The organism is Streptomyces sp. NPDC005761 (genome assembly GCF_040630635.1).
In the GTDB taxonomy this organism is placed as follows: domain Bacteria; phylum Actinomycetota; class Actinomycetes; order Streptomycetales; family Streptomycetaceae; genus Streptomyces.
In genome coordinates this window covers 147,456-170,649 of the sequence record NZ_JBEXXX010000010.1, presented here as the reverse complement: position 1 = coordinate 170,649, position 23,194 = coordinate 147,456, and the positions used below count along the sequence as shown (strand labels likewise).

24 protein-coding genes are annotated in these 23,194 nt (G+C 72.1%); 11 read left to right on the top strand and 13 right to left on the bottom strand.

The window, feature by feature from the left end:
* Window positions 1-55: 55 nt before the first annotated feature.
* The 6 genes from ABZ434_RS13000 to ABZ434_RS12975 form a co-directional block, all read right to left on the bottom strand.
* Window positions 56-661 carry a TetR family transcriptional regulator gene (locus ABZ434_RS13000; RefSeq protein ID WP_359134858.1) on the bottom strand — a complete coding sequence of 202 codons (606 nt, stop codon included), beginning with the start codon at window positions 659-661 and terminating at the stop codon, window positions 56-58.
* A 158-nt stretch (window positions 662-819) separates the two neighbouring features.
* Entirely contained in the window at window positions 820-1,608 is a 789-nt protein-coding gene (locus ABZ434_RS12995) for an SDR family oxidoreductase (protein WP_359134856.1), read from the bottom strand.
* Between the two features lie 36 nt (window positions 1,609-1,644).
* A complete protein-coding gene (locus ABZ434_RS12990; RefSeq protein WP_359134854.1) occupies window positions 1,645-2,721 on the bottom strand; it encodes an acyl-CoA dehydrogenase family protein in 1,077 nt (358 codons plus the stop codon).
* Window positions 2,718-3,710, bottom strand: a complete 993-nt coding sequence (locus tag ABZ434_RS12985; RefSeq protein WP_359134852.1) for an acyl-CoA dehydrogenase — start codon at window positions 3,708-3,710, stop codon at window positions 2,718-2,720. Before ABZ434_RS12985 ends, ABZ434_RS12990 begins: the two co-directional genes overlap by 4 nt.
* The gene (locus tag ABZ434_RS12980; protein WP_359134850.1) at window positions 3,710-4,885 is read right to left on the bottom strand and encodes an acyl-CoA dehydrogenase family protein; all 1,176 of its coding nucleotides are present in this window, start codon (window positions 4,883-4,885) and stop codon (window positions 3,710-3,712) included. Before ABZ434_RS12980 ends, ABZ434_RS12985 begins: the two co-directional genes overlap by 1 nt.
* The gene (locus ABZ434_RS12975; protein ID WP_359134848.1) at window positions 4,885-5,076 is read right to left on the bottom strand and encodes a hypothetical protein; all 192 of its coding nucleotides are present in this window, start codon (window positions 5,074-5,076) and stop codon (window positions 4,885-4,887) included. The genes ABZ434_RS12980 and ABZ434_RS12975 overlap by 1 nt, the downstream gene beginning before the upstream one ends.
* A 46-nt stretch (window positions 5,077-5,122) precedes the next feature.
* Between ABZ434_RS12975 and ABZ434_RS12970 the strand changes: the two genes are divergently transcribed.
* The 8 genes from ABZ434_RS12970 to ABZ434_RS12935 all read left to right on the top strand — a co-directional run bounded on the left by ABZ434_RS12970 (window position 5,123) and on the right by ABZ434_RS12935 (window position 12,826).
* Window positions 5,123-6,289 (top strand): acyl-CoA dehydrogenase family protein, encoded by a 1,167-nt coding sequence (locus ABZ434_RS12970; protein WP_359134847.1) that lies wholly within the window; start codon window positions 5,123-5,125, stop codon window positions 6,287-6,289.
* On the top strand, window positions 6,286-7,071 hold the full coding sequence (locus tag ABZ434_RS12965; RefSeq protein WP_359134846.1) for an SDR family oxidoreductase: 786 nt from the start codon (window positions 6,286-6,288) through the stop codon (window positions 7,069-7,071). Before ABZ434_RS12970 ends, ABZ434_RS12965 begins: the two co-directional genes overlap by 4 nt.
* A gap of 150 nt (window positions 7,072-7,221) precedes the next feature.
* On the top strand, window positions 7,222-8,379 hold the full coding sequence (locus tag ABZ434_RS12960; RefSeq protein ID WP_359134844.1) for an acetyl-CoA C-acetyltransferase: 1,158 nt from the start codon (window positions 7,222-7,224) through the stop codon (window positions 8,377-8,379).
* A 412-nt stretch (window positions 8,380-8,791) separates the two neighbouring features.
* Window positions 8,792-8,968 (top strand): hypothetical protein, encoded by a 177-nt coding sequence (locus ABZ434_RS12955; RefSeq protein WP_219569054.1) that lies wholly within the window; start codon window positions 8,792-8,794, stop codon window positions 8,966-8,968.
* Between the two features lie 10 nt (window positions 8,969-8,978).
* Window positions 8,979-9,698 (top strand): hypothetical protein, encoded by a 720-nt coding sequence (locus tag ABZ434_RS12950; RefSeq protein ID WP_359134842.1) that lies wholly within the window; start codon window positions 8,979-8,981, stop codon window positions 9,696-9,698.
* On the top strand, window positions 9,695-10,804 hold the full coding sequence (locus tag ABZ434_RS12945; protein ID WP_359134840.1) for a hypothetical protein: 1,110 nt from the start codon (window positions 9,695-9,697) through the stop codon (window positions 10,802-10,804). Before ABZ434_RS12950 ends, ABZ434_RS12945 begins: the two co-directional genes overlap by 4 nt.
* Before the next feature lie 43 nt (window positions 10,805-10,847).
* Complete coding sequence (locus tag ABZ434_RS12940; protein ID WP_359134838.1) at window positions 10,848-11,771, top strand: hypothetical protein; 924 nt, start codon at window positions 10,848-10,850, stop codon at window positions 11,769-11,771.
* A gap of 68 nt (window positions 11,772-11,839) precedes the next feature.
* Window positions 11,840-12,826 (top strand): serine hydrolase domain-containing protein, encoded by a 987-nt coding sequence (locus ABZ434_RS12935; RefSeq protein WP_359134940.1) that lies wholly within the window; start codon window positions 11,840-11,842, stop codon window positions 12,824-12,826.
* Window positions 12,827-12,920: 94 nt separating this feature from the next.
* On the opposite strand, the gene ABZ434_RS12930 is transcribed toward ABZ434_RS12935, so the two are convergent.
* Window positions 12,921-13,487, bottom strand: a complete 567-nt coding sequence (locus tag ABZ434_RS12930) for a TetR/AcrR family transcriptional regulator (RefSeq protein ID WP_359134836.1) — start codon at window positions 13,485-13,487, stop codon at window positions 12,921-12,923.
* Window positions 13,488-13,574: 87 nt separating this feature from the next.
* On the opposite strand from ABZ434_RS12930, the gene ABZ434_RS12925 reads away from it, so the two are divergent.
* Window positions 13,575-14,036, top strand: a complete 462-nt coding sequence (locus ABZ434_RS12925; RefSeq protein ID WP_359134834.1) for a nuclear transport factor 2 family protein — start codon at window positions 13,575-13,577, stop codon at window positions 14,034-14,036.
* 126 nt (window positions 14,037-14,162) lie between these two features.
* Here ABZ434_RS12925 and ABZ434_RS12920 read toward each other — a convergent pair whose 3' ends face one another.
* Together ABZ434_RS12920 and ABZ434_RS12915 are read right to left on the bottom strand one after the other, a co-directional pair.
* Window positions 14,163-15,128 carry a DUF6215 domain-containing protein gene (locus ABZ434_RS12920; protein WP_359134832.1) on the bottom strand — a complete coding sequence of 322 codons (966 nt, stop codon included), beginning with the start codon at window positions 15,126-15,128 and terminating at the stop codon, window positions 14,163-14,165.
* Window positions 15,129-15,301: 173 nt separating this feature from the next.
* Window positions 15,302-16,639 (bottom strand): M64 family metallopeptidase, encoded by a 1,338-nt coding sequence (locus ABZ434_RS12915; protein ID WP_359134830.1) that lies wholly within the window; start codon window positions 16,637-16,639, stop codon window positions 15,302-15,304.
* Window positions 16,640-16,889: 250 nt separating this feature from the next.
* On the opposite strand from ABZ434_RS12915, the gene ABZ434_RS12910 reads away from it, so the two are divergent.
* Window positions 16,890-18,323, top strand: coding sequence for a helix-turn-helix domain-containing protein (locus ABZ434_RS12910; protein WP_359134939.1), 1,434 nt, complete (start codon window positions 16,890-16,892; stop codon window positions 18,321-18,323).
* 284 nt (window positions 18,324-18,607) lie between these two features.
* Here the strand turns inward: ABZ434_RS12910 and ABZ434_RS12905 are convergent, their stop codons facing one another.
* The 4 genes from ABZ434_RS12905 to ABZ434_RS12890 are packed head-to-tail and all read right to left on the bottom strand — an operon-like array spanning window position 18,608 to window position 22,066.
* The gene (locus tag ABZ434_RS12905) at window positions 18,608-19,663 is read right to left on the bottom strand and encodes a nitronate monooxygenase (protein ID WP_359134828.1); all 1,056 of its coding nucleotides are present in this window, start codon (window positions 19,661-19,663) and stop codon (window positions 18,608-18,610) included.
* A gap of 8 nt (window positions 19,664-19,671) precedes the next feature.
* Window positions 19,672-20,451, bottom strand: coding sequence for a CoA-transferase (locus ABZ434_RS12900; protein WP_359134826.1), 780 nt, complete (start codon window positions 20,449-20,451; stop codon window positions 19,672-19,674).
* A complete protein-coding gene (locus ABZ434_RS12895; protein ID WP_359134937.1) occupies window positions 20,448-21,296 on the bottom strand; it encodes a CoA-transferase in 849 nt (282 codons plus the stop codon). Before ABZ434_RS12895 ends, ABZ434_RS12900 begins: the two co-directional genes overlap by 4 nt.
* Before the next feature lie 14 nt (window positions 21,297-21,310).
* A complete protein-coding gene (locus tag ABZ434_RS12890) occupies window positions 21,311-22,066 on the bottom strand; it encodes an enoyl-CoA hydratase family protein (RefSeq protein WP_359134824.1) in 756 nt (251 codons plus the stop codon).
* A 148-nt stretch (window positions 22,067-22,214) separates the two neighbouring features.
* Between ABZ434_RS12890 and ABZ434_RS12885 the strand changes: the two genes are divergently transcribed.
* Window positions 22,215-23,135 carry an SDR family oxidoreductase gene (locus ABZ434_RS12885; RefSeq protein ID WP_359134822.1) on the top strand — a complete coding sequence of 307 codons (921 nt, stop codon included), beginning with the start codon at window positions 22,215-22,217 and terminating at the stop codon, window positions 23,133-23,135.
* Window positions 23,136-23,194: the final 59 nt, after the last annotated feature.

Genomic DNA, 23,194 nt, shown 5'->3' with positions numbered 1-23,194 from the left:
TGGTCGTGCGGTTGTGCTTCTGCGGTGACGGGTGAGGCCGCGGTGACGTGGGCCTTCAGGACTTCAGGCCCCCGGCCAGTGCGGCGAAGGCCTCGCGGTAGAGGCTCTGGAACGTACGGGTGCGGCCCGAGGCCGCCCAGACCTCGACGGTGGCGCGCACGGCGGCGATCGCCACGTGAGCGAGCAGCCGGGGCTGGAGGTCGGTCTCGGGATCCTGGCCCAGACGCTCGGCCAGGACGGCGATCAGAGCGCGCTCGTCGGCGCCCTGGGCGGCCAGGAATCCCGGGAGCAACGAAGGGCTCTTCCCGAGAACCGCCATTTGGAGTTCCCAGCGCTCGTGGTCCTCCTCGATCTGGGCGAGTTCCTGGGCGAGCGCCTCGCTGAGGGCTTCGAGTGCCGTGAGGTGCTCCGGGGCGTTGAGCACGGCCCGGCGGGTCCGTTCGGCGTTCTCATGGCCGGGCCGGGTGAGCGCGTCGTCCAGGCACGGGAAGTAGTTGAAGAACGTACGCACGGAGACACCGACCGCGTCGGTGACCGCTTCCACGGTCACGTTCTCGATCCCGCGGTCCGCGGCCATGCGCAGCGCCACGTCGGCAAGGGCGTCGCGTGTCGCGCGCTTCTTGCGCTCGCGCAGCCCGAGGGATGGATCGTCGGCACTCATGAAGGTGCATGCTATGCAATTTTGCACCATGGGCAAAATTCTTTACCCGTGGTCCGTCTGTCGCCGTTGGCGCGCGTGTTCAAAAGAGGTGGCGCCTGGCTCTTCACCGACTGCGGGAGACGCCGGACCCGCCCAGGCCCCCTCACGTCCCGCAGCTGTCACCCCGGCCCGCCGGCCGCCTTCGCCGCCAGAAAGCGGGCCGGGAACTCCCCGCCCCCGTGCACCGCCAGGTCCGCCCCGTTGACGTATCCGGACAGACCGCCCGCGAGGAACAGACAGGCGTGGGCGACATCGTCGGGGACCGCCATCCGTCCCATGGGGATGGTGCCCGCCACCGACGCCCCGCCGTCCGCGCCGTAGACCCCCGCCGCGCTGTCGGTGCGGATCAGCCCCGTGGTGATGTGGTTGACCCGGACCGCCGGTGCCCACTCCAGGGCCAGCGCCTTGGTGAGGGCCAGCAGCCCGGCCTTGGCGGCCGTGTAGGCAGCGGTGCCCGGCTGCGGGTCCTGGCCGGAGACGCTGCCGATGTTGATGACCGAACCGCCACCGTCCTGGGCCCGCATGACGCGGAACGCGGCCTGTGCCACGTAGAAGGGCGCGAGCAGATTGAGCGCGATGACCTTCTCCACGAAACGCGGCGAGACGGTGGCCGAGTCCGCGTCCGGGGAGCCGCCCGCATTGTTGACGAGCACGTCGAGCCGGCCGAAGCGTTCCACCGCGGCCTCCACCAACGAGGACGCCGCCGCGGGGTCGCGCACATCGGCCGGGAGGAACACCGCCCGGCGGCCCCCGGCCGCGGGCAGTGTCTCCGGGGCGTTGCGGCCGCAGACGACGACGTCCGCCCCGGCACCCAGGAACGCCCCGGCGATGGCGGCACCGATTCCCCTGGTGCCGCCCGTGACCAGCGCCACGTGCCCCGTGAAGTCCAACGGGCTGCCGATGTCCATGCGCCGGGCCCCTCTCTGTCCGTCTGCCGGAACTGCTCAGTGGGTGGTCAGGCCGAGTCCGGCGGCGAGCCGCGCCCGATGGCGGGCGGGCGGCCCGAACAGCTCGCCCGCCCCGTGCGCCCGCTTGAAGTAGCGGTGCGCGTCGTGCTCCCAGGTGATACCGATCCCGCCGTGCAGCTGGATCATCTCGCCGGCCACCGCCGAGAACGCCTCGGAGCAGACGGACTTCGCGACGGCGGCGGCGCGCGGCAGCGCGACCGGATCCTCGTCGGCGGCGAACGCGGCACCGAGAGCCGCCGAACGTGCCGACTCCACCAGGACGTAGGCGTCCGCCAGCCGGTGCTTGACCGCCTGGAACGAGCCGATGGGCCGCCCGAACTGGACCCGGTTCCTGGCGTGTTCGACGGTGAGCTCCAGACAGCGCTCCGCCGCGCCCACCTGCTCCGCTGCGAGGGCCGTGCACGCCAGGTCCCGCACGTGCTCCAGGTGTCGTCCGCCGTCGCCGGCCACGCCCAGTGGACGCCCCTCGGCACCGTCCAGCAGCCACCGGGCCTGGGCCCGGGTCTCGTCCATGGTCACGACGGGCTCGCACCGCACCCCGGCGGCGTCGGGAGCCACCTCGAAGAGCGACACCCCGTGGGCTGTTCGGGCCGCGACGAGCAGTACGTCGACGCCGCCGGGCCGGTCCAGTACGTACTCCTTGGCCCCGGTGATCAGATGGCCGCCTCCAAAGGACGGCACCGCCTCGGTGCGTATCGCCTCCGGGTCCCATGAACCCTGCTCGGCCCAGGCCAGGGTGCCCACCGACGTGCCCGCGGCGAGTCCCGGCAGCAGCCGCCCGCACGCCTCCCTGTCACCGGTGGCCAGCAACGCCCCCACCGTGAGCACCGAGGAGCCCAGACACGGCAGCGGGCTCAGGCTCCGGCCCAGCTCCTCCATCAGCACATGGACATCGCGGGCGCCGCCGCCGGCCCCGCCGTACTCCTCGGGGACGGCCAGACCGGCCGCACCGATCTGTGTGGTCAACGGAGCCCAGGCGGAGTAATGGTGATGCTGCGTCAACAGGGCCCGTACGGCCGACCGCAGCTCTTCCTGCTCCTGCGTGAGTCTCATCGGGCCGCTCCCATGACGCGGGCCCGGCATGCGGCCGGGGTGCCCCAGGCGTCACGCAGGGGACGGGCCTTGCGGATCCACAGCGACAGGTCGAGCTCGTCGGTGTAGCCCACGGCACCGTGCAGTTGGAGGGCCGTGCGCGCCGCCGCGTACGCGGCCTCGCCCGCGGTGACCTTGGCCGCGGCGATGTCGCGGCCCGCCCCCTCGTCGTCGGCGGCGAGCGAGACCGCGGCGCCGTGCACCAGCGGGCCGGCGAACTCCAGGGCCAGCAGGGTGTCGGCCAGCCGGTGCTTGACCGCCTGGAACGAGCCGATCGCCACCCCGAACTGGGTGCGCTGCGTGACGTATGCGACGGTGCGGGCGAGCAGCGCCCGGCCGACCCCGAGTGCCTGGGCCGCCGTGGCGAGCGCGGCCACATCCGCCGCGTACGCGGCGGCGGCGGCCACCGCCGGGCCTTGGGCGAGGACCGTCCCGCCCGCCGGCCGTGACAGTCGTCGCGCGGGATCCGCCGAAGGCTGTACGGTCCCCGTTCCGCTCGCGATGCGCAGGGTGTCGCCGTCCACCACGAACACCGCGTCCGCCGCGTCGGCGTCCAGGACGTACGGGCCGAGGGAGGCCACTCCGAGAGAGACGACCGACTTGCCCGAGGCGATACCGGGCAGCCTCCCGGCGGCGACGCGGTCGTCGCCGAGCCGGTCCAGCAGAGCAGCCGCGGCAACCGTCTCCACCAGTGGCCCCGGGACGGCGTGGCGCCCCAGCGCCTCGAAGGCGAGGGACAGTTCGAGGGGCAGCGGGCCGAACCCCTCGTGCTGCTCAGGGACCGCAAGGGCGAACACACCGACCTCGGCCAGCCGCACCCAGACGGCACGCCCCGGACCGTGGTCGCCGGCCGCCCATGACCGTACGAGGGCCGGGGTGTCGCAGGAGGTGAGCAGAGCGTCGAGTGAACGGGCGAGGTCCCGCTGCCCCGCGTCCAGGAGGAAACGCATCAGCGGCGCCCCTTCGGCAGGCCGAGCAGCCGCTCGGCGACGATGTCGCGCTGGATCTCGTTGGTGCCCGCGTAGAGGGGACCGGCCAGCGAGAAGGTGTAGCCCTCGGACCAGCTGCCGAGGCCCGGGGCTTCCGTCGCGTGGTCGGCGAGTTCGCCGTAGGGGCCGAGCAGGTCGAGCGCCGTCTCGTGCAGCGCGATGTCCAGCTCGGACCAGTAGATCTTGTTGAGGCTGGAGGCGGCCCCGGCGGGACCGCCCTCGCCGTGCAGGATCCGGGAGACTCCCGCGTAGGAGAACAGGCGGTAGGCGCGCGCCCCGATCACCGCGTCGGCGACCCGGTCGCGCATGGCCGTGTCAGCCGGGTCCCCGTACTCCCGCCACAGGGCGGTCAGCCGGTCCGCGGCGGCCGTGAAACGGCCCGGGCTGCGCAGGGTGAGCCCGCGCTCGTCGCCCGTGGTGCTCATCGCGACCCGCCAGCCCTGACCGGGCTCGCCGATGACGTCCTCGTCCGGTACGAACACCTCGTCCAGGAAGAGTTCGGCGAAGGCGGGCTTCCCGTCGAGCCGCCCGATGGGCCGTACGGTCACGCCCTCGGCGTCGAGCGGGAACATTAGGTAGGTGAGCCCGCGGTGCGGCCGGTCCGCGCCGGGATCGCTGCGGAACAGTCCGAAGGCCCGGTCGGCGAAGGCTGCGCGGGAGGACCAGGTCTTCTGTCCGCTGATCAGCCAGCCGCCCTCCGTCCGTACGGCCGCCGACTTCAGCGAGGCAAGATCGGAGCCGGACTCCGGCTCGGACCACGCCTGCGCCCAGATGACCTCGCCGCGCGCCATCGCGGGCAGGGCGCGGGCCCGCTGCTCGGCGGTGCCGTGCTCGAAGAGGGTCGGGGCCAGCAGACTGATGCCGTTCTGGCTGACCCGGCCGGGAGCCCCGGCCGCGTAGTACTCCTCCTCGAAGATCATCCAGCGCAGCAGGGAACTCCCGCGCCCGCCGAACTCCTCGGGCCAGGAGACCACCGACCAGCGGTCGGCGGCCAGGGCGGCCTCCCAGTCCCGGTGCGCGGCGAAACCCTCCGCGGTCTCCAGGGACGGCAGGGGAGCGGCCGGGACGTGAATGGCCAGCCACTCGCGCGCCTCGGTACGGAATGCCTCGTCGGACGCGTCGAAGTCGAGGTCCATCAGGCGCCCGCCTTCGTCGTCGCCCGGATGTCCATGCCTCCGAGCGCGTCCGGCGCGGCCTCGGCGTTGTGCGCGTGTGCCGGATGGTGCAGGCCGAACTGTGCGTTGCGGTGGTCGGGCCGGTCCATGGTCACCGTCCCGCCAGGGCCCCGCTTCCCGTAGCGCACCGGTTCGTCGTGGGCAGGGGACATCGGCCCCTCCTTCCCTAACAAGTGTTTGGTAGATTAACGTACGCCCATGAGCAGCGTCGAGGAGTTCCGCGCCGAGATCCGCGGCTGGCTGGCCGCCGGCCTCACCGGCGCCTTCGCGGGCCTTCGCGGCCGCGGCGGACCCGGTCGCGAGCACGAGGCCTTCGCCGAACGGCTCGCCTGGGAACGGCACATGGCGGCCGAGGGATGGACCTGCGTGGGCTGGCCGAAGGAGCACGGAGGCCGGGGCGCGACCATCGAGCAACAGGTCGCCTTCCATGAGGAGTACGCCCTGGCCGACGCCCCGGCACGGGTCAACCACATCGGGGAGCAACTGCTCGGGCCGACCCTGGTGGCGTTCGGCACGCCCGAGCAGCAGGCCCGCTTCCTGCCGCCGATCGTCGCCGTCGAGGAGCTGTGGTGTCAGGGCTACAGCGAGCCGGACGCCGGCTCCGACCTGGCGAACGTACGGACCCGGGCCGAGCGGGACGGCGAGGACTGGGTGGTCACCGGGCAGAAGATCTGGACGTCACTCGCTCACGACGCCCACTGGTGCTTCGTCCTCGCCCGCACCGAGGCGGGCTCCATCCGCCACGCGGGCCTGTCCTGTCTGCTGGTCCCGCTCGACCAGCCGGGCGTGGAGATCCGGCCGATCCAGCAACTGACCGGCACCTCCGAATTCAACGAGGTCTTCTTCGACGGCGCCCGCACCCGCAACACACACGTCGTCGGGGAACCCGGCGACGGCTGGCGGGTGGCCATGGGCACACTCGGCTTCGAACGCGGCGTCTCCACCCTCGGACAGCAGGTCGGCTTCCGGCGCGAACTGGAATCACTCGTCGCCCTGGCCCGCAGCAACGGCGCCGCGGACGATCCGCTGATCCGCGACCGCCTCGCCCGCGCCTGGACGGGGCTGGAGACCATCCGGTTCAACGCCCTGCGCATGCTCGACGGTGCGGCGGCGGGCGCACCCGGCCCCGAGGCGTCCATCGGGAAGATCTTCTGGGCCACCTGGCACCGTGAGCTCGGCGAACTCGCCATGAGCGTCCTGGGCGCCGGTGGTATGGCAGCCCCCGGGGCGCCCTACGAACTCGACGACTGGCAGCGGCTGTTCCTCTTCTCCCGCTCCGACACCATCTACGCCGGATCCAACGAGATCCAGCGCAACATCATCGCCGAGCGCGTCCTCGGCCTGCCCAAGGAGATCCGCCCGTGACCCGGCAACCGCCCTATGTACCGGGCCACTCCCTCCTGGCCGGACGCACCGCCGTGATCACCGCCGCCGCGGGCGCCGGCATCGGTGGAGCAACGGCCCGCAAGTTCCTCGAGGAGGGCGCCCGGATCGTCATCGGAGACGCTCACGAACGCCGCCTCAAGGAGAGCGCCGCAGCCCTCGCCGAGGAGTTCGGTGCGGACAACGTCTCCGCACTGCCCTGCGATGTCACCGCCCAGCAGCAGGTCGACGCCCTGTTCGCCGTTGCCTGCGAACGCCACGGCGGCCTCGACATCGTCGTCAACAACGCAGGTCTCGGCGGCACCGCCGACCTCGTCGACATGACCGACGACCAGTGGGCAAAGGTCCTCGACGTCACTCTCAACGGCACCTTCCGCTGCACCCGCACCGCCCTGCGCCGCTTCAAGGACCGTGGCACCGGCGGCGTCGTCGTCAACAACGCGTCCGTGACCGGCTGGCGCGCCCAGCGCGGCCAGGCCCACTACGCCGCCGCGAAGGCCGGTGTCATGGCCCTCACCCGCTGCGCCGCCCTGGAGGCGGCGGACTTCGGGGTACGCGTCAACGCGGTCGCCCCGAGTCTGGCGATGCATCCGCACCTGGTGAAGGTCACCACCCCGGAACTGCTCGCCGAGCTCACCGAGCGCGAGGCCTTCGGCCGGTACGCGGAACCCTGGGAGATCGCCAACGTCATCGTCTTCCTGGCCAGCGGCTATTCCTCGTACATGACGGGGGAGACCGTGTCCGTCAGCAGCCAGAGGGCGTGAACGCCATCGCCGGGAACGCCGCCGCCGAGCGTCGCGCCGAACTCCTGGCGACCGCCGCCGAGGTGTTCGCCGCCAGTACCTGTCCATGGTCCTCGCGGGCATCACCACGCCCACCTGATACGCCCTCATGTCCCGTACGAAGGAGCAGACATGGCCGAGGCCTACATCGTCGAAGCGGTACGCACCCCGGTCGGCCGGCGCAAGGGCGGGCTGTCCGCCGTGCATCCCGCCGACCTCGGGGCCCACGTCATCAAGGCGTTGGTCGAGCGCAGCGGGATCGACCCGGCAGCGGTGGAGGACGTCGTGTTCGGCTGCCTCGACACCGTCGGCCCGCAGGCCGGGGACATCGCCCGCACCGCCTGGCTCGCCGCGGGCCTTCCCGAGGAGGTACCGGGTACCACGGTCGACCGGCAGTGCGGCTCCTCCCAGCAGGCCGTCCACTTCGCCGCCCAGGGCGTCATGTCCGGCACCCAGGACCTGGTCGTCGCGGGCGGCACCCAGAACATGTCGATGGTCCCCATCGCCTACGCCAGTCGCCAGGCCGCCGAACCCCTGGGACTGACGGACGGCCCGTACGCAGGCTCCGAGGGCTGGCGCGCCCGCTACGGCGACGCTCCCGTCAACCAGTTCCACGGCGCCGAACTCATCGCGGAGAAGTGGGGCATCTCCCGGGAGGACATGGAGCACTTCGCTCTCCGGTCGCACCGGCGGGCGCTGCGCGCCATCGACGAGGGCCGGTTCGCCCGGGAGATCGTTGCCTACGGGGGCGTGACGGTGGACGAGGGGCCGCGCCGTGACACCTCACTGGAGAAGATGGCCGGCCTCAAGGCGGTCGTCGAGGGCGGCCGGCTGACCGCAGGCGTCTCCTCGCAGGTGTCCGACGGAGCCTCGGCGCTTCTCATCGCCTCCGAACGGGCGGTCGCGGAACACGGCCTGACCCCACGCGCCCGCATCCACCACCTCTCCGTGCGAGGCGAGGACCCGATCCGCATGCTGTCGGCGCCCATTCCGGCGACGGCGTACGCGCTGAAGAAGGCCGGGATGTCCATCGGAGACATGGACCTGGTCGAGATCAACGAGGCGTTCGCACCGGTCGTCCTCGCCTGGCTGAAGGAGACCGGCGCCGACCCGGACAGGGTCAACGTCAACGGCGGCGCCATCGCTCTCGGCCATCCGCTGGGCGCCACCGGCGCCAAGCTGATGACGACCCTGCTGCACGAACTGGAGCGCACCGGCGGCCGGTACGGCCTGCAGACCATGTGTGAGGGAGGCGGCCAGGCCAACGTGACCGTCATCGAGCGCCTCTGAGTCCTGGGATCTGCCTGCCCGGAACGAATGCCTCGCCCGGCAGGCGGACCCGCGATCGGTGCGCGACGCCGGGGCTGCCTGCGAGGAAGCCGTCCCTCCTGGTTCCCGTGCGATGCCGCTGTCGACGAGAGGAATTGCGGCGACGTCTCGCGCACCCCTTCGGGGAGCGGCGATCGATGGTCCGGATGCGCACCTCACACGCTGGATGCGCCCCGCGCACTACCCCCCATTTCGGTGAGTGAAATAGGCGTCGCCCCAGTTCAGCGCCTTGTGGTGAGGTATTGAATTCATCATTCAATTGAATGGGAAAACGCCCTGACCAGCCTCTTTCGTTTGCGGATCTGCATTCCATGCATTCCACTCGAAACGTACGGCAACCCCCCTCAATTTCCCACAGGACGGGGCAACACCCATGTACACCACAGAGACCACTGCCACCGACATCGAGCTGGACCTCGACGAGGCGCTCAACCCCGGCGAGGCCGAAGGATTCTACCGCGACTCCCGCGAGTGCGCGTACCTCGCGCTCCTCGGAGGCGGCTCCGCACTGCTGCTCTCGCCTCCGACCCCCCGCCCGAAGAAGGGCTAGTCGGTAGCACATGGACCAGTCACATGCTCCGTCCCCCCTCGCGGGTGCCGTGCATGACCTGGCAACAGAGGTGGTCCTCGCTCTTCGGAGCGGGGACCACCTCGCCACGGTTTGCGGCGCGGCCGGAATCGACGAGGACAACCGGACGGGAATCGCCGCGGTACGCGTCATCGGAGCCGATCTGCTTCTGCCCAGCGTGCTGTACGGGCGCAGTCCGCATCCGGGGGACATCGCCGTGCTCCTCCGTGCCGTGCGGGAGTTCCCGCCCCGGGCCGACGCCTCCGACGCCGCGGTCTGGAGCCACTGGGGCATGATGTCCGCCCTGCACCGGACGGCACCGGCCCCCGTCACCCCCGGAATGCCACCGGCCACCGCACCCGGTGCCGACGAGCCGAATGCGGCATGGCTCGAAGGAGCCCCCTGGCAGGCCTTCACTCATCAGCTCTCCGTGCTGGCCCCGCTCGCCGTCCCCGCCGCCTCGTCGGCCGTGCACCGGGCCGCCGCCCATCGGGTCGTGGATCTGTCCCGGGGGTTCGTCCGCGCGGTGCGGCGGCGCAACTGGCTCCAGGCGGCGGGCACCGGCCGCTGGCTGGCCGCGCTGGACGGCCGGCCCGACAGCCTGGGCCTGGACCGCGGACTCGACTTCGTCGAGCTCATGGGCGGCGCGGACCCCCGGGTCGCCCTGCACGTACGGGCAGCCCGGCTCATGGCCGAGGGGCGGGCGCGGTGACGGCATCGGTGGGCACCGCACCCGGCGTCGGGGCGGGCGCGGCGTTGACCGTCCTGCCCGCCGTACTGCGCAAGGCACTCGGCTGGGCCGACGCCCACCGTTCCGGCTTCGTCCTCCCCCCGGACGTGCTGGAGCCGCACACCAAGGTCAACCACACCCTCAAACCCCTCGGCGAACTGGCCCAGCTCTGCACCACCATTCGCCGCAGCACCGCCCCGGGCACCCCCGAACACCGGACGGCCGGAGAACTCATCACGTTCGCGTGGGACCAGGTGCACGCGGGCGACCTGCTCCTGGAACTGCTGCGAGGTGAGCCCTTCGCCGCGTACCCGTACGAGATCTACGCCGCCTTCGCCGGGCACGGACTGCGCAACGAGGGCTTCGAGGCCCTGGCCGGCACCCTCTCCGCGACCAGGGGCTGGGCCCACACCGAGCAGCACGCCAACCGGGAGCTGGGACTCATCAACTCCGAGCGGCGGGTCGGCACCGCCCCGCACGCCGACGCCGGCGAGGTGCTCGCGCGTACCTGGCTGGGCGGGCTGTGCGAACCATGGATGTTCGAGGGGCCTTCCGGCTACGCGCTGACCCACACCGTCTTCCACATCACCGACTGGTGCTGTCTCCCCGAGCGGATGCCCGCCGACATCGACGCCTATCTGCGGGCCTGGCTGCCGCCCTGGATCGACGGCTGTCTGGAGAGCCGGCAATGGGATCTGACGGGCGAACTGCTCGCGGTCACGGCAGCCCTGCCCGGGCCGCCGCCCACGGACCTGCTGGACGCGGCCTGGCCCGCGCTCGCCACCGCGCAGGCCCCGAGCGGTGCCGTACCGGAGACCGGCCCCACGGTCGCCCCGGCGCGGACTCCGTGGGGAGAGGGCCCCGCGCGGACGTCGCAGGCAGATGACACGCCGCAGACCGGCGGGGCGGGAGAGGCAGGACGAGTGGGCGAGGGGGGCGATGCCTGCGCCGAGCCGGACCCGTACCCCTTTCTCGCCTGTTACCACTCCACCCTGGTGACCGCGTTCGCCGCCGCGCTGTGCCTCAACCGGCTCACCGCGCACCGGGCGGACGCCGACGCGGCGGACGAGGCCGGGTCCGCCGGATGAGCCGCACCGGCCTCCGGACCAGCCGCACGAAGGGAGTTGCCGCATGAGCGGCATCCAGCAGATCCATGACGTCGGCGCGCGGGCCCTGGGGTGGCTGTACGACCACCGGTCGGGGTTCCGGCTGGACGACGACCCGCCTCCCGAGGTGGGGGTCCTGGACCGGTTCAAGCCGCTCGGTGAACTGGCACTCATCAGCAAGGTCATCTTCCGAGAAGGGGTCGCCGGCTCCCGGCAGGCCGCCCTGGCACGCAAGCTCCTCGACCACGCCTGGCACGAACTGCTGGGATCAGGGGGCCGCCTCCTCGACGGCCAGCGGCGCGAACCGCTCTGTCCCGTACCGATGGAGGTCTACGTACCGTTCCGGGAGCTCGGGTTCCGGGAGCCGTCCCTGGAGGCGGCCGTCCGGCTGAACCACCGGCTGAGCAGTTGGGGCGCGCTGGAGGTCGTGCCGGTGCGCCGGCTCGGACTCAGCGCCATGGAACGCCGCTTCGGGCTGGAGCCGAGCGTGCCGCTCGACGAGGCGTACCGGCGCACCTGGCTGTCGCGGCGGCCCGAGCCCTGGACGGTCGAGGGAAACATCGGCTACGACATCACCCACACGGTCTTCCATCTGACCGACTGGGGCGCCGACCCGGCCGGGCTGCCCGCCGACGTGGCGGACTACCTCGCCCTCTGGCTGCCGGTGTGGCTCGACGACTGGCTCGACCTCGGTCGCTGGGACCTGCTGGGCGAACTGCTCGTCGTGGACGCCTGCCTCCCGGAGCCGACCCTCGACCCGGCGGCCTGGGAGGGCTTCGCCGCGGCCCAGCAGCCGGACGGAGCGATGCCGGTGATGGGCGGAATGCCGGAAGGTGACGAGGAGTCCGTCTTCGACCTCGTCTACCACCCCACGCTGGTGGCGGCGTTCGCCTCGGCGCTGGCCCTGTCCCGCGCCCTGTCGGACCTCACTGCCCCGGCCCCCGCGTGACGGCCCCGCAGGAGGTCCGCCGGACCTCGCCCGACCGGCAGGCCCAGGGCGACGGCGAGCGGGCCCAGTTGCTGACCGATGCCGCCCGCACCATCGACGCACCCGGCCTCGTGATCGCGCTCAGCCACCGGGGCCGGCGCACCTACCGGCTCGACGCGGGCATGCGGCCGGGCGACGCACCCCGCTACGAGCTCGGTTCCGCGTCCAAGCCCTTCACCGGGCTGCTCCTGGCCGCTCTCGTCGCGGCGGGACGTGTGCGGTACGAGGACGCGGCGGCCGAACTGCTGGCCCCCGGGCATCCGGTGCACCCCGCCGTCCGCGCGATCACCCTGCGCCATCTGATCACCCACACCTCCGGCCTCCCCGCGCTGCCGGCCGACTTCTATCCGCAGGCGCTGCCCCGGTGGTCGACGGCGCCGTACAGCCGCTACCCCGCCGACCGCCTCGTCCGGGCGTTCCTGCGCGCCAGTCCGCGCCACCGGCCGGGCACCCGCTGGCGCTACTCGAACTTCGCCGTCTCCGTGCTCGGCCACACCCTGGCCGCCGCCACCGGCACGCCCTGGGAGACGCTCCTCCAGCAGGAGGTCCTGGACCCGCTCGGCCTGCACGGCACACGACTGCGGCCCGGGCCGCCGGCCGGCGACGCGGTGGGGCACCGGCGCGACGGCACACCGCTGCCCGCGCTGGACGTCGGCGGTTTCCTCGCGGCCGGAGCGGTCCGGGCGACACCCCCGGACCTGCTCACCTTCCTGGAGGCACACCTCCCGGCAGCCGCCGCGCCCACACGCTCGCTGACCGCTGCGTTCGCGGACGTACGGCGCCCCCTGCTGCGCCGTGGACCGGGACACGCGCACACGCACACGCTCACCTGGTTCCGCCATCCGTCACCGCGCGGACCGGTCTGCTTCCACGCGGGAGCCACGCTCGGACAGCAGATGTTCCTCGGCTTCCAGCCGGACACCGGCACCGCGGTGGCGGCGATGTGCACCCGGCGGGTGCACCGGACGGACCCGTTCATCGCGACGATTCACGCGCTGCTGACGGAGAAGCTCTGACACTCTGCTGCGTCGCCACCGGGGGCACGTGCAGGCCTGCCGGAACGGGCCCGGCCACCGCGCCGAACCGACCATCACCACCCGCGGCGGGGCGTCAGGGCGCCCCGAGCAGAGCCGCGGCGGCTGACCGGGCGTGGCGGGCCGGGGCCGGGTCGCCGCTGATGCCCGCCGTCACGACGGCTCCTTCGGCGAGGAGGAAGACCGGTTCGGCCACCGGCACGCCGGTGGCGTCGACCCACGCGGTGACCTGGGCATGAAACGCCCGCTTGTGCGACCGGACCTCGCTGAGCACCGCCTCGGACGACGGGCCGAGTTCACCGTGGGCGTTGATCCAGGCGCATCCGCGGAAACCCGGCTCGGAGAACCACTCGGCAAGCCAGTCGAAGACCGCGAGTACGCGCTCCCGGGGGTCGTGGGCCTGCTCCACATGGGCGGCGAGGTCCCCCCTCCACCGTTGGTCACGACGCCGGAGCACGGCCACGACGAGGTCCTCCTTCGCCGGGAAGAACCGGTAGATCCGCTTCAGCGGCAGACCGGATGCCGTGCGCACCGCGTCCATTCCAACAGCTTGGATGCCCCGCTCGTAGAAGAGCTTCTCGGCCGCGTCGAGCAGCGCTTCGCGATCCAGGCGGCTTCGCTCCGGGGTGAGGGGGGCCGGCATCCGAGACTCCTTGACATCGAGAACGTGCGTTCCCTACCTTAGTCGCCATCGATGGGGAACGAGCGTTCTCAGTCCGAGGAGGCAGCAATGTCGGAGGATCGACCGCCCTACCCGCCGTTCACGCGGGAGACGGCCCTGCAGAAGGTCCAGGCCGCCGAGGACGCGTGGAACTCCCGCGATCCCCGACGGGTGGCACTGGCCTACACGCCGGACTCGGTCTGGCGGAACCGGGACACGTTCGTCAACGGGCGCGAGGAGATCGTCGACTTCCTGACGCGCAAGTGGCAGCGGGAACTGGACTACGCGCTCCGCAAGAGCCTCTGGGCGTTCCAGGAGAACCGCATCGCCGTCCGTTTCCAGTACGAGTGGCGCGATGCGGAAGGCCGGTGGTGGCGCAGTTACGGCAACGAGCTGTGGGAGTTCGACGAGCAGGGCCTCATGCGGCGCCGCGAGGCGAGCATCAATGACATCAACATCGCGGAAGCCGACAGACGGCTCGACGGCCCCCGGCCCCCGCACGAACGCGGGGCCGACCTCCCCCTCCGGTAGCCCGCCATGCCACCCGGTCGCGGCGCCGCGGGGTGCCCGGCCCGGCAGCGGCTTCGGCGGGTTCAGGACCGCCGGCCTCGCTCTGTCGCGGTCGTCGGTGACGCGCGCCACCGGTGGGGCGACGTCTCATCGAGCAGTCCGGTCCGGGAGCGCAGGGAGAACCTCCTTCGCGATGTCGAGGAGCAGGCTGTCGGCGGGGGGCGAAGTGAAGCTGCTCCATACGGTGATGTCGTAATAGCCGCCCTCGTCCTGCCGGTCGAAGGCGACGGACAGCGTCCTGGCCAGGGGGCCTTCCTCGACAGGTCCGCTCTTGCGGCTGAGGTCGAACTGCATGGTGTGATCCGAGGAGAAGACCGCGGGCCGCCCCAGGACCTCGTGGGTCTTGAACTCCTCGCCTCCGGTCTTCAGCATCTTCACGTACTGGGCGATCGACAGCTGGTTGTACGTCGCCGAGAAGTGCACGGTGTACGTGGCGAACTGGACCTCGGCTTCCGGCTGGGCGATCTTTCCCCCGGTCAAGGGTGCGGTGCCGCTGGTGCCGTAAGCCGTGGTCGCCAACTCGTCAGGCCTTCCGAGGATCTCTGGCAGGTCGGGCCGGTTGAGCGCCGTGCACAGTTCGTCACCGGTCACGGCCTTAGGCGTCCCGGCATACGCCTGCGACAGCTTTTCGTGTTCGCTGTCCGAGCAGGAGGCGGGCTCCGGGATGCCGTTGTCGCCCGACGTCATGTCAGGAACCACCCACAGGGCGGCTGCGAGTGCCCCGAACACGGCCACGGCCGCGAAGGCCTGCCCCCAGGCGTTGGGCTCCTTCCTCGACGGTGCCGACCCCACTCCGGGCTGCTGCTGCGGCATCGCGTCGGCCGGTGCGTCGACCGCGGCGACCGTCCGGCTCCGGCGTGCGCGCAGCGTACGGACCACCGTCCGGATGCGAAACGCGGTGCCGACGAGGAAGGCCAGGCCGATGCCGGCCTCGACCCAGGAGTGATCATGGAAGGCGAGATACATGATGCGTACCCCGAAAACGGACCCGACCAGGATGAATACGGGCTCGCGGACCCAGAAGGGCAGGCGGCGCAGGAGGAGACCGAGCATCCGCTGATCTGACCAGAACGTATGTGCGGGCGCTGTGATGGAAGCCATAATTCCGGGTAGGTGCGGGCCTTTTCGACCCGCCGTTCGCCCGGATCGCGCTGCCGGACGCCTGTCACCCCGGCGCCGCACCCGCCCGGGCTGCGAGGGAGGGCGGGTGCGGCGCCGGCAGGCCGTCAGTGGTGCTTGGGGGCCTGGCGCCCTGAGGCCTTGACCGTCCAGGTCAGGCGCTCCGTCGCCTCGGCCCGGACCAGCGGGTCGCGGACCGAATCGGTCCGGTCCCGGGACTCGACCGTGACGGTGTGCGTCCTGCCGTCCGCGCGAACGCCCAGCGCGGCGGGGAGGACGCTGGTGAGACCCCGCGCCCGCTCCACCTGGACGCCGTCGACGTACCAGCGCAGCTCCGGCGCGGCCAGGCCGGTCAGCTCGGCCTGGGAGACCTTGATGCGGCTCGTCCTGAGGATCGCGCTTCGCGTGCCGGCCTTGCTGCTCAGTGCGTTGGCCTCGCGGTAGAAGCCGGCGATCATGGCCTCGCGACCGGGCAGGTTGAACTCGCTGATGTTCAGGGCGCGCATGAGGGAGTTGGACGTAGGGCGGTAGATCCCGAACGGGTAGTAGCTGCTGCCCTCGTACGTACCGACGGTGCCGCCCGTGGGGTCGGTCTCGCCCAGCCAGCGGTACCACTTGGTCCGGTCGGCGGCCATCTGCTGCGCGGTGAAGGTGCTGGAGTTGATGTCGGGGAGCTCGCCACCCGACCAGGTGCCGTAGCTGTCGTAGGTGTACTCGTCCGCCAGGAGCCCGACCGAGTGGGCGATCTCGTGGGCGGCGATCATGCTCGACTGCGCGTTGTCCGAGGAGAGGGTCGAGACGCCGTCGAACGGGTAGCCCTCCGCCTCGAGGCCCGAGTAGCCGGCGCCGCCGTACTTGGTGGAGTTGGAGACGACGATGACCAGGTCGGCCTCGGGGGCCTTGGCGGCGTAGGAGGCGACCTTGTCGATGTCGGCGCAGATCAGGCGCTCGGTCTGCGAGCACCAGAAGTAGCTGCCGAGGGCGGTGTCCTTGGTGACGTCGGCGGTGGGGTCGCCGGTGATGCCGGACTCGGCCGACACCGCGTCGACGGTCCACACGTTCATCAGGCCCTGGTAACTCGAGTAGGGCTCGATGCCTGTGATGTCCGCCCACTTCGAGGCCGCCGCGGTGTGGAAGGCGTCCTGCTGGTCGGCGGTGTAGCCGTCGCCGACGATCACCACGTCGAGCCGGTCGGCCGAGGGGCCGGTCACCGACAGCTTCCCGACCTCTCCGTCCGTCGTCTCCACGGAGGGCGCCGCGCTCCGGGCGGCGGAACGACCGCTCACCGCAGGCGTGTTGACGGGCACCTCGGTCCGTCGGCCCTCGCCGCCGGGCTCGGGGAAGTACTCCACGGTGACACCCGGTTCCTGGGCGGGCTCCGGGTCCATTGCGACGGCGGGAGTGGCGAGAGCCGCCCCCATGATGGCGGTGAGCGCGACGCCCACGGATATAGCGGCTGCTCTGGATGTGCGCATGCCAAGCCTCGCTCTGCTGTCCAGCCGGAAGTGAAGTAAAGCGGCCATGTAAATATGCTTAACTGCCCGCACAACCTAGGCTGGCGACGATCCGTTGGCAACAGTCCCGCAGGCCTCGGGGGAGCGGGGGGCGCGGCCCTGCGGTGTCCGCGACGGTGTCCCGAACGCAGAATGATCCAGCCGGTGACCACCGGCAGACGCAGGACGAGGGGCAGCCATGGTGGGAATCAGCAGGGCGACCGGCGAACCGCAGCGCACGGCCGACGGCGAAGCTCCCGACCGGCCGAACCGGGAACAGCCGCAGGAGCAGGAGACAGCGGCTGCGATCGGCCGCCGGGTGAAGCGGCTCCGCAAGGCGCGCGAACTGACGCAGCGGCAACTCGCCGAGCCCGCCTACACCGCCGCGTACGTCTCCACCCTGGAAGCCGGCAAGGTGCGGCCCTCCGAAGCCGCCCTCCGGCACATCGCCGAACGGCTCGGCGTCGGCCTCGAGGAACTCACCACCGGCAGGCCCGCCCACCTCATCACGGCGCTCCGGATGGAACTGGCCGACGCCCAGCGGATACTGGCCGCCGAGGACGCCGCCGACGCGCGGGCCGCCTATGAACAGATCCTCGGCCGGGCCGAGGAGTACGGGCTCGCCCCGGAACGGGCGGCGGCACTCGTGGGCCTCGGGGAATGCGCGCTGGAGACGGGCGAACCGGCGGAAGCCCTGGCCCGTTTCGAGGCGGCCGAACACGCGCTGGCCCACGAGCCGCTCCCCGCCCGGGCGCGGGCGGTCCGGGGCAGGTCGGTCGCCCACTACCTGGCCGGTGAACTCCGCTACGCGTGCTACCTGCTGGAAAGCGCGATCGACGAGCTGAACACGTCCGGGCTGCACGACCCGGGCGCCCTGCTCCAGCTCTACACGGCCTCGATCGCCCCGTACATGGACATGGGCGCCCACGCCCGCGCCGCGCAGGCCGCCGAACTCGCCCTCGCCCTCGTGTCGCAGGTGTCCGACCCCGCCCTGGTCGCCACGATGCACCGGACAGTGGCCCGTACCCTGCTCGCCGAAGGCAAGGCCGACGCCGCACAGGCCTCCCTGGCGCGGGCCACCGAGCTGTATCAGCAGCTCCAGATCCGTACCGAACTGGCTCACTGCCACTGGATGCGGGGATACGTCTGCGCCCAGCACGACGACCTGGCGCAGGCGGAGGCGGAACTGCGCACCGCGCGTTCGATGCTGGTGTCCAAGCGGGCGGCCCTGTACGTCTCACAGGTGGAGGTCGAACTCGCCGACGTCCTTCGCCGGAGCGGGAAGTCGGGGGAGGCCGCGGAGCTGCTGGAGAGCCTGCTGGCCGGGCTCAAACCGGGCCGCGGGGCGTTGCACGCCGGTGGCGCGCGCCGGCTCCTCGGGCTGATCGCCGAGGAGGCCGGCAACGTCGAGGCGGCCGAACTGCACTACGCCACCGCGCTCTCCCTGCTCGAACAGACGGGAGCCGCCGGAGACCTCGCCGACATCTGCCGGCTGCTCGGGGACCTGCTGCGCCGCGAGGGCCGCACGGAAGCGGCACTGAACGCCTACCGGACCGGCCTCGGACACCGCGCCGAACCGGGCACCACCACCCTTGGCCCCGCCCCCGCCCCGCCGCCGTTCGCACCCTGGGCCTGATGCCGAAGGCGTCGCGGAAGCCCGGGGTCCGGCCGTCGAGCCCGGTGCGCGGGCGTCGTCGTCCGTGTCCCGCCCGGCCCAGCACCGGCCGACGCACGCCACGAACCGGTCGCGCCGGGTCCGGACGGGCGCTCACGGGCGTGCACGCCTCCGGGGTGCGTCCCGCTGCGGTGTCCGGGTGTGCCGGACCATGGCGCAGGGGCGTGCATGACCTCATCCATTGCCTCGCGGTGGAGCGGCCCGCGGATTCGGACCGCCCACTCCACCCACGTACACCAGGAACGTCAGTCCGCCCCCGGCAGCGACTTCAGCGCCGCCCGCGCCTCGTCCATGATCCGCTCGACCAGCTCCGTGCAGGACGGCAGATCGTCGATCAGCCCAGCCACCTGCCCCGAGGCCATCACCCCGATGTCCGTACGCCCCTCGACCAGCGAAGCCTTCAGGAGCATGGGGGTATTGGCGGCCAGCAGTACCTGGCTCCAGGTGAGCTCCTTGCCGTGCTTCATCGCCACGCCGTCGCGGACCAGCTGGGGCCAGCTCGTACCGGATTCCTTCCGGAAGGCCGAGGCGTGCCGCAGCGCCCGCAGCAGGGAGGTGGCGCGACCCGAGCGCTCCAGCGAGTCGACCATGGCGGTACGCAGCATGCGGTGCGGCAGGCCGTCCAACTGGTCCGTCACCGTGACGTCCTTGACCGTGGCGGCCAGGTACTTCGCCTTCACCGCCTCGGGGACAGGGCTGTCGGAGGTGAGCAGGAACCGCGTGCCCATGCCGATCCCGGCCGCTCCGTAGGCGAGCGCGGCGACCAGTCCGCGGCCGTCGTGGAAGCCGCCCGCGGCGATCACCGGTATGCCGACGGCGTCCACCACCTGGGGGAGCAGCACGCTCGTGGCCACGTCGCCTGTGTGGCCGCCGCCCTCGCCGCCCTGCACCATCACCGCGTCGGCTCCCCATGCCGCGACCTTCTCCGCGTGCCGGCGGGCGCCGATGGACGGGATGACGACGACGCCGGCGTCCTTGAGGCGGGCGATCAGATCCTTGGAGGGGGCGAGCGCGAAGGACGCCACCCGTACCCCTTCGGCGATGATGATCCGGACCCGCTCGCCCGCGTCGCCCGCGTCCGCCCGGAGGTTGACGCCGAACGGCTCGTCCGTACGGGACTTGACCTCGCGGACCGCCGCGCGGAGCTGCCCGGCCGTCATCGTCGCGGAGGCCAGGATGCCGAGCGCCCCCGCGTTCGCGGAGGCCGACACCAGCCGGGGGCCGGCCACCCAGCCCATGCCGGTCTGCACGATCGGGTAGCGCACCCCGGTCAGCTCGGTGAGCGCGGTCGTAAACGGCACAGGCCCGCTCACGCCGGGACCTCGCGTTCGCGGAGCCCCCTGGGGTCGATGACCTCGCGGATGAGGCGGAGTTCGTCCTCCGTGGGCTCCCGGGTGAACGGCACCTCGCCGGGCACGGCGAGGGTGAAACCGGTGGCCTCGGTGACCTGCTGGACGCTCACACCGGGGTGCAGGGAGCGCAGCCGCATCGTGCGGTCGGGGGTCTCGAAGTCGAAGACGCCCAGATTGCTCACGACTTCGGGGATGCGGTGGTAGCGGGTGGCCGAGGGACCGGCCACTGCCGCACGGTCGTACCCGACGCCGCTGACCATGTCGACGTGCTCCACGAACACCCGCGAAGAGTGCTTGGGCACCCAGTAACTCGTAGGGTTGTTGAGGGTGTTGACGGGGGCGCCGCGCACCCCGAGCAGTTGGCGGGTGGGCCTGGCCCAGTCGCCGATACAGGAGATGTTCTGGTTGCCGTGCCGGTCGATCTGGCTGGCGCCCATCATCACGTGCCGGCGTCCCGTGGCGGTGAGCGTCAGGTGCTGGCGATACGGCAGCCAGCCCTCGACGCTCCCCGGCCTCACCCCCACCGCCGGGGTGTCGCTCATCAGGAGCGCCTCCCCGTCGGTCAGCAGCAGTTCGGGAGAGAAGGTGAGCCTCGCCAGGCGTGCCCCGATGGCCGGGACGGTGCCCATGGGGCTGGCGAGGACCTCGCCCGCGCCCCGCCACGCCTCGGCGCACGCCACCACGCAGTACTCGGCGCGGCTCGCCGACCCGATGCCGGTGGTCCCGGTGCCGCTCATGCTTCCTCCTGGTGGAACGCGGTGACGGCGGCCTGGTAGGCGGCCTCGTCCCCGGACAGGAACCGCTCGACGAAGGCGGGCCAGGCCTCGGGATCGCGGGCGGCCCGGACGTAGGCGCGCTGGAAGGCCTCGTCCCGGTCGTGGTCGGGTGCGCAGGAGGTGAAATGCGCCCCGTTGGGTGTCTCGACGACACCGTCCACGAACATCCGCTTGATCAGCAGCGTCTGCGGTCCGTGCTCCTTCAGCAGGTCGGCCGTCTCCACGATCCGCTCGCAGGAGACGAATCCCTGATCGGCCGCCTCGCAGAACAGATCGTCGAAGTACGGGTCGGGGCCCAGGTACTGGCCGTTGCCCTGCACATCGCAGCGGTTGAGGTGGACCAGAGCGGCGTCCAGCCGCAGCGCCGGAGCGGCGACCAGCTTCTCCCCGTCCTCGTACGGCGACGTGACCGTCCGCAGGGCCGGGTTGACCTCCATCAGGTCCGAGCCGAGGCCGGCGCGTACCGGCATGAACGGCAGTCGCTGTGCGCCCGCCGTCAGGCCCCACATCATCATCGCCTCGTCCATCTCGACCATCTCGAAGGCGCCGCGCTGCCGGGCCGCCGTGAAGTGCGGCTCCAGCGGGATCGAGTCGAGCGTCCCGAAGGCCGCGACCAGCTTGCGGATCTTCCCGGCCGCCGCGAGCAGCCCCACGTCGGGGCCGCCGTACGACACCACGGTCAGGTCGGTGATGCCGGAGCGCAGGAGCGCCCGCACCAGTGCCATCGGCTTGCGGCGCGAACCCCAGCCGCCGATGCCGACCGTCATGCCGCTCTCCAGCCGGCCGACGACGTCGTCGGCCGCCATCGTCTTGTCCTGTGTCACGACCGCTGCTCCTTGTCCGTGCCGAAGGTGTCGCGCACCCGGCCGGCGACGCCGCTGAGGTTGGCCTCGAAGGTGAAGCCCTGCTCGAAGCGGTAGCTGCGGCGTACGTCGACGGGGTCGATGCCGTTGATGGCGGCCTTGGCCAGCCGGATCAGAACGCCGTTCTTCGTGGCGATCTCCCCGGCCAGGTCCAGGGCGGCCCCGGTCAGCCCCTCGCGCGGCACGACGCCGAACACCGAGCCGTGCCGGTGCAGTTCCTCCGCCGTCACGGTGCGCGAGGTGTAGTAGAGGGTCCGCATCAGGTGCTGCGGCACCAGCCGCGCCAGGTGCGTGGCAGCGCCGAGCGCGCCGCGGTCCAGCTCCGGCAGGCCGAAGGTCGCGTCCTCGGCTGCCACGATCACGTCCGCGTTGCCGACCAGGCCGATGCCGCCGCCCAGGCAGAAGCCGTGCACGGCGGCGACGACCGGGACCTCGCACTCGTAGACCGCCGCGAACGCCTCGAAGCAGCCCCGGTTGGCGCCGATCAGGGCCTCGGGCCCCTCGGCGCGCTGCATCTCCTTGATGTCCACGCCCGCATTGAAGCCACGTCCCTGGGAGGTGAGCACCACGCAGCGGATGTCCGGGTCGGCCCCGGCGGCGCGCACCGCCGCTGCCAGGTCGTACCAGCCCTGTACGGGCAGGGCGTTGACCGGAGGGAAGTCCACCGTGACGAGAGCGACGCCCTCGCGGGGGACGGAGGTGGAGACACCCATGAGCGGATCAGCTACCTTTCCACCAAACGTTTGTTAGGTCCAAAAGGTAGCAGCGATACGAACGGCGCGGGAGGGCGTCATGACACTCGGCGCTACCGGCGCCCCCACACATCGCTCGTTGCTCCCGCCCCTCGAAAGGACACTCGCCATGACCTCACCGACCGCCCTGTGTGCCGGACGCGTCGCCGTCGTCACCGGCGCCGGCCGTGGACTCGGCCGTGCGCACGCCCTGGCCCTCGCCGCCGAGGGCGCGAAAGTCGTCGTCAACGACCTGGGGGTGGGCCTCGACGGCTCGGGCCCGGGCGCCGGCCCCGCCCAGCAGGTCGTGACGGAGATCCGGGCGGCCGGGGGCGAGGCGGTCGCCCACCACGCAGACGTCGCCACCTCCGAGGGCGCTGCCTCCCTCGTCGCCACCGCGCTCGACTCCTTCGGCCGGCTCGACACGCTCGTCAACAACGCCGGATTCCTCCGTGACCGGATGCTGGTCAACCTGGACGAGGACGACTGGGACGCGGTGATGCGTGTCCACCTCAAGGGGCACTTCCTGCCGCTCAAGCACGCGGCGGCGTACTGGCGTGCCGAGGCGAAGGCCGGCCGGACGCCGTCGGCCCGGGTCGTCAACACCGCTTCCGGGGCAGGGCTGCTGGGCAGTGTCGGCCAGGGCAACTACGCGGCCGCCAAGGCGGGCATCGTGGGGCTGACCCTGGTGGCCGCCGCCGAGATGGGCCGCTACGGCGTCCAGGTCAACGCGATCGCCCCGGCCGCCAGGACCCGGATGACCGAGGCCGCCTTCGCCGAGACGATGGCGGCCCCCGGGGAGGGGGCATTCGACGCGATGGCGCCGGAGAACGTCTCGCCGCTCGTCGTATGGCTGGGTTCCGCCGCGTCCGCCGGGGTGAGCGGCCGCGTCTTCGAGACCGAGGCCGGACGGATCACGGTGATGGAGGGCTGGCGGCCCGGCCCCACCGCCGACAAGGGCGCCCGCTGGACCCCGGCCGAGGCCGGCGAGGCGGTGACCGGTCTGCTGGCCGCGGCCGTGATCCCGCAGCCGGTGTACGGCGCCTCCTGAACGGTGCGCAGCCGGCCCGGTGTGCGGCGAGGGCGGCAGGCGGGGGCGGGAGGTGGCGT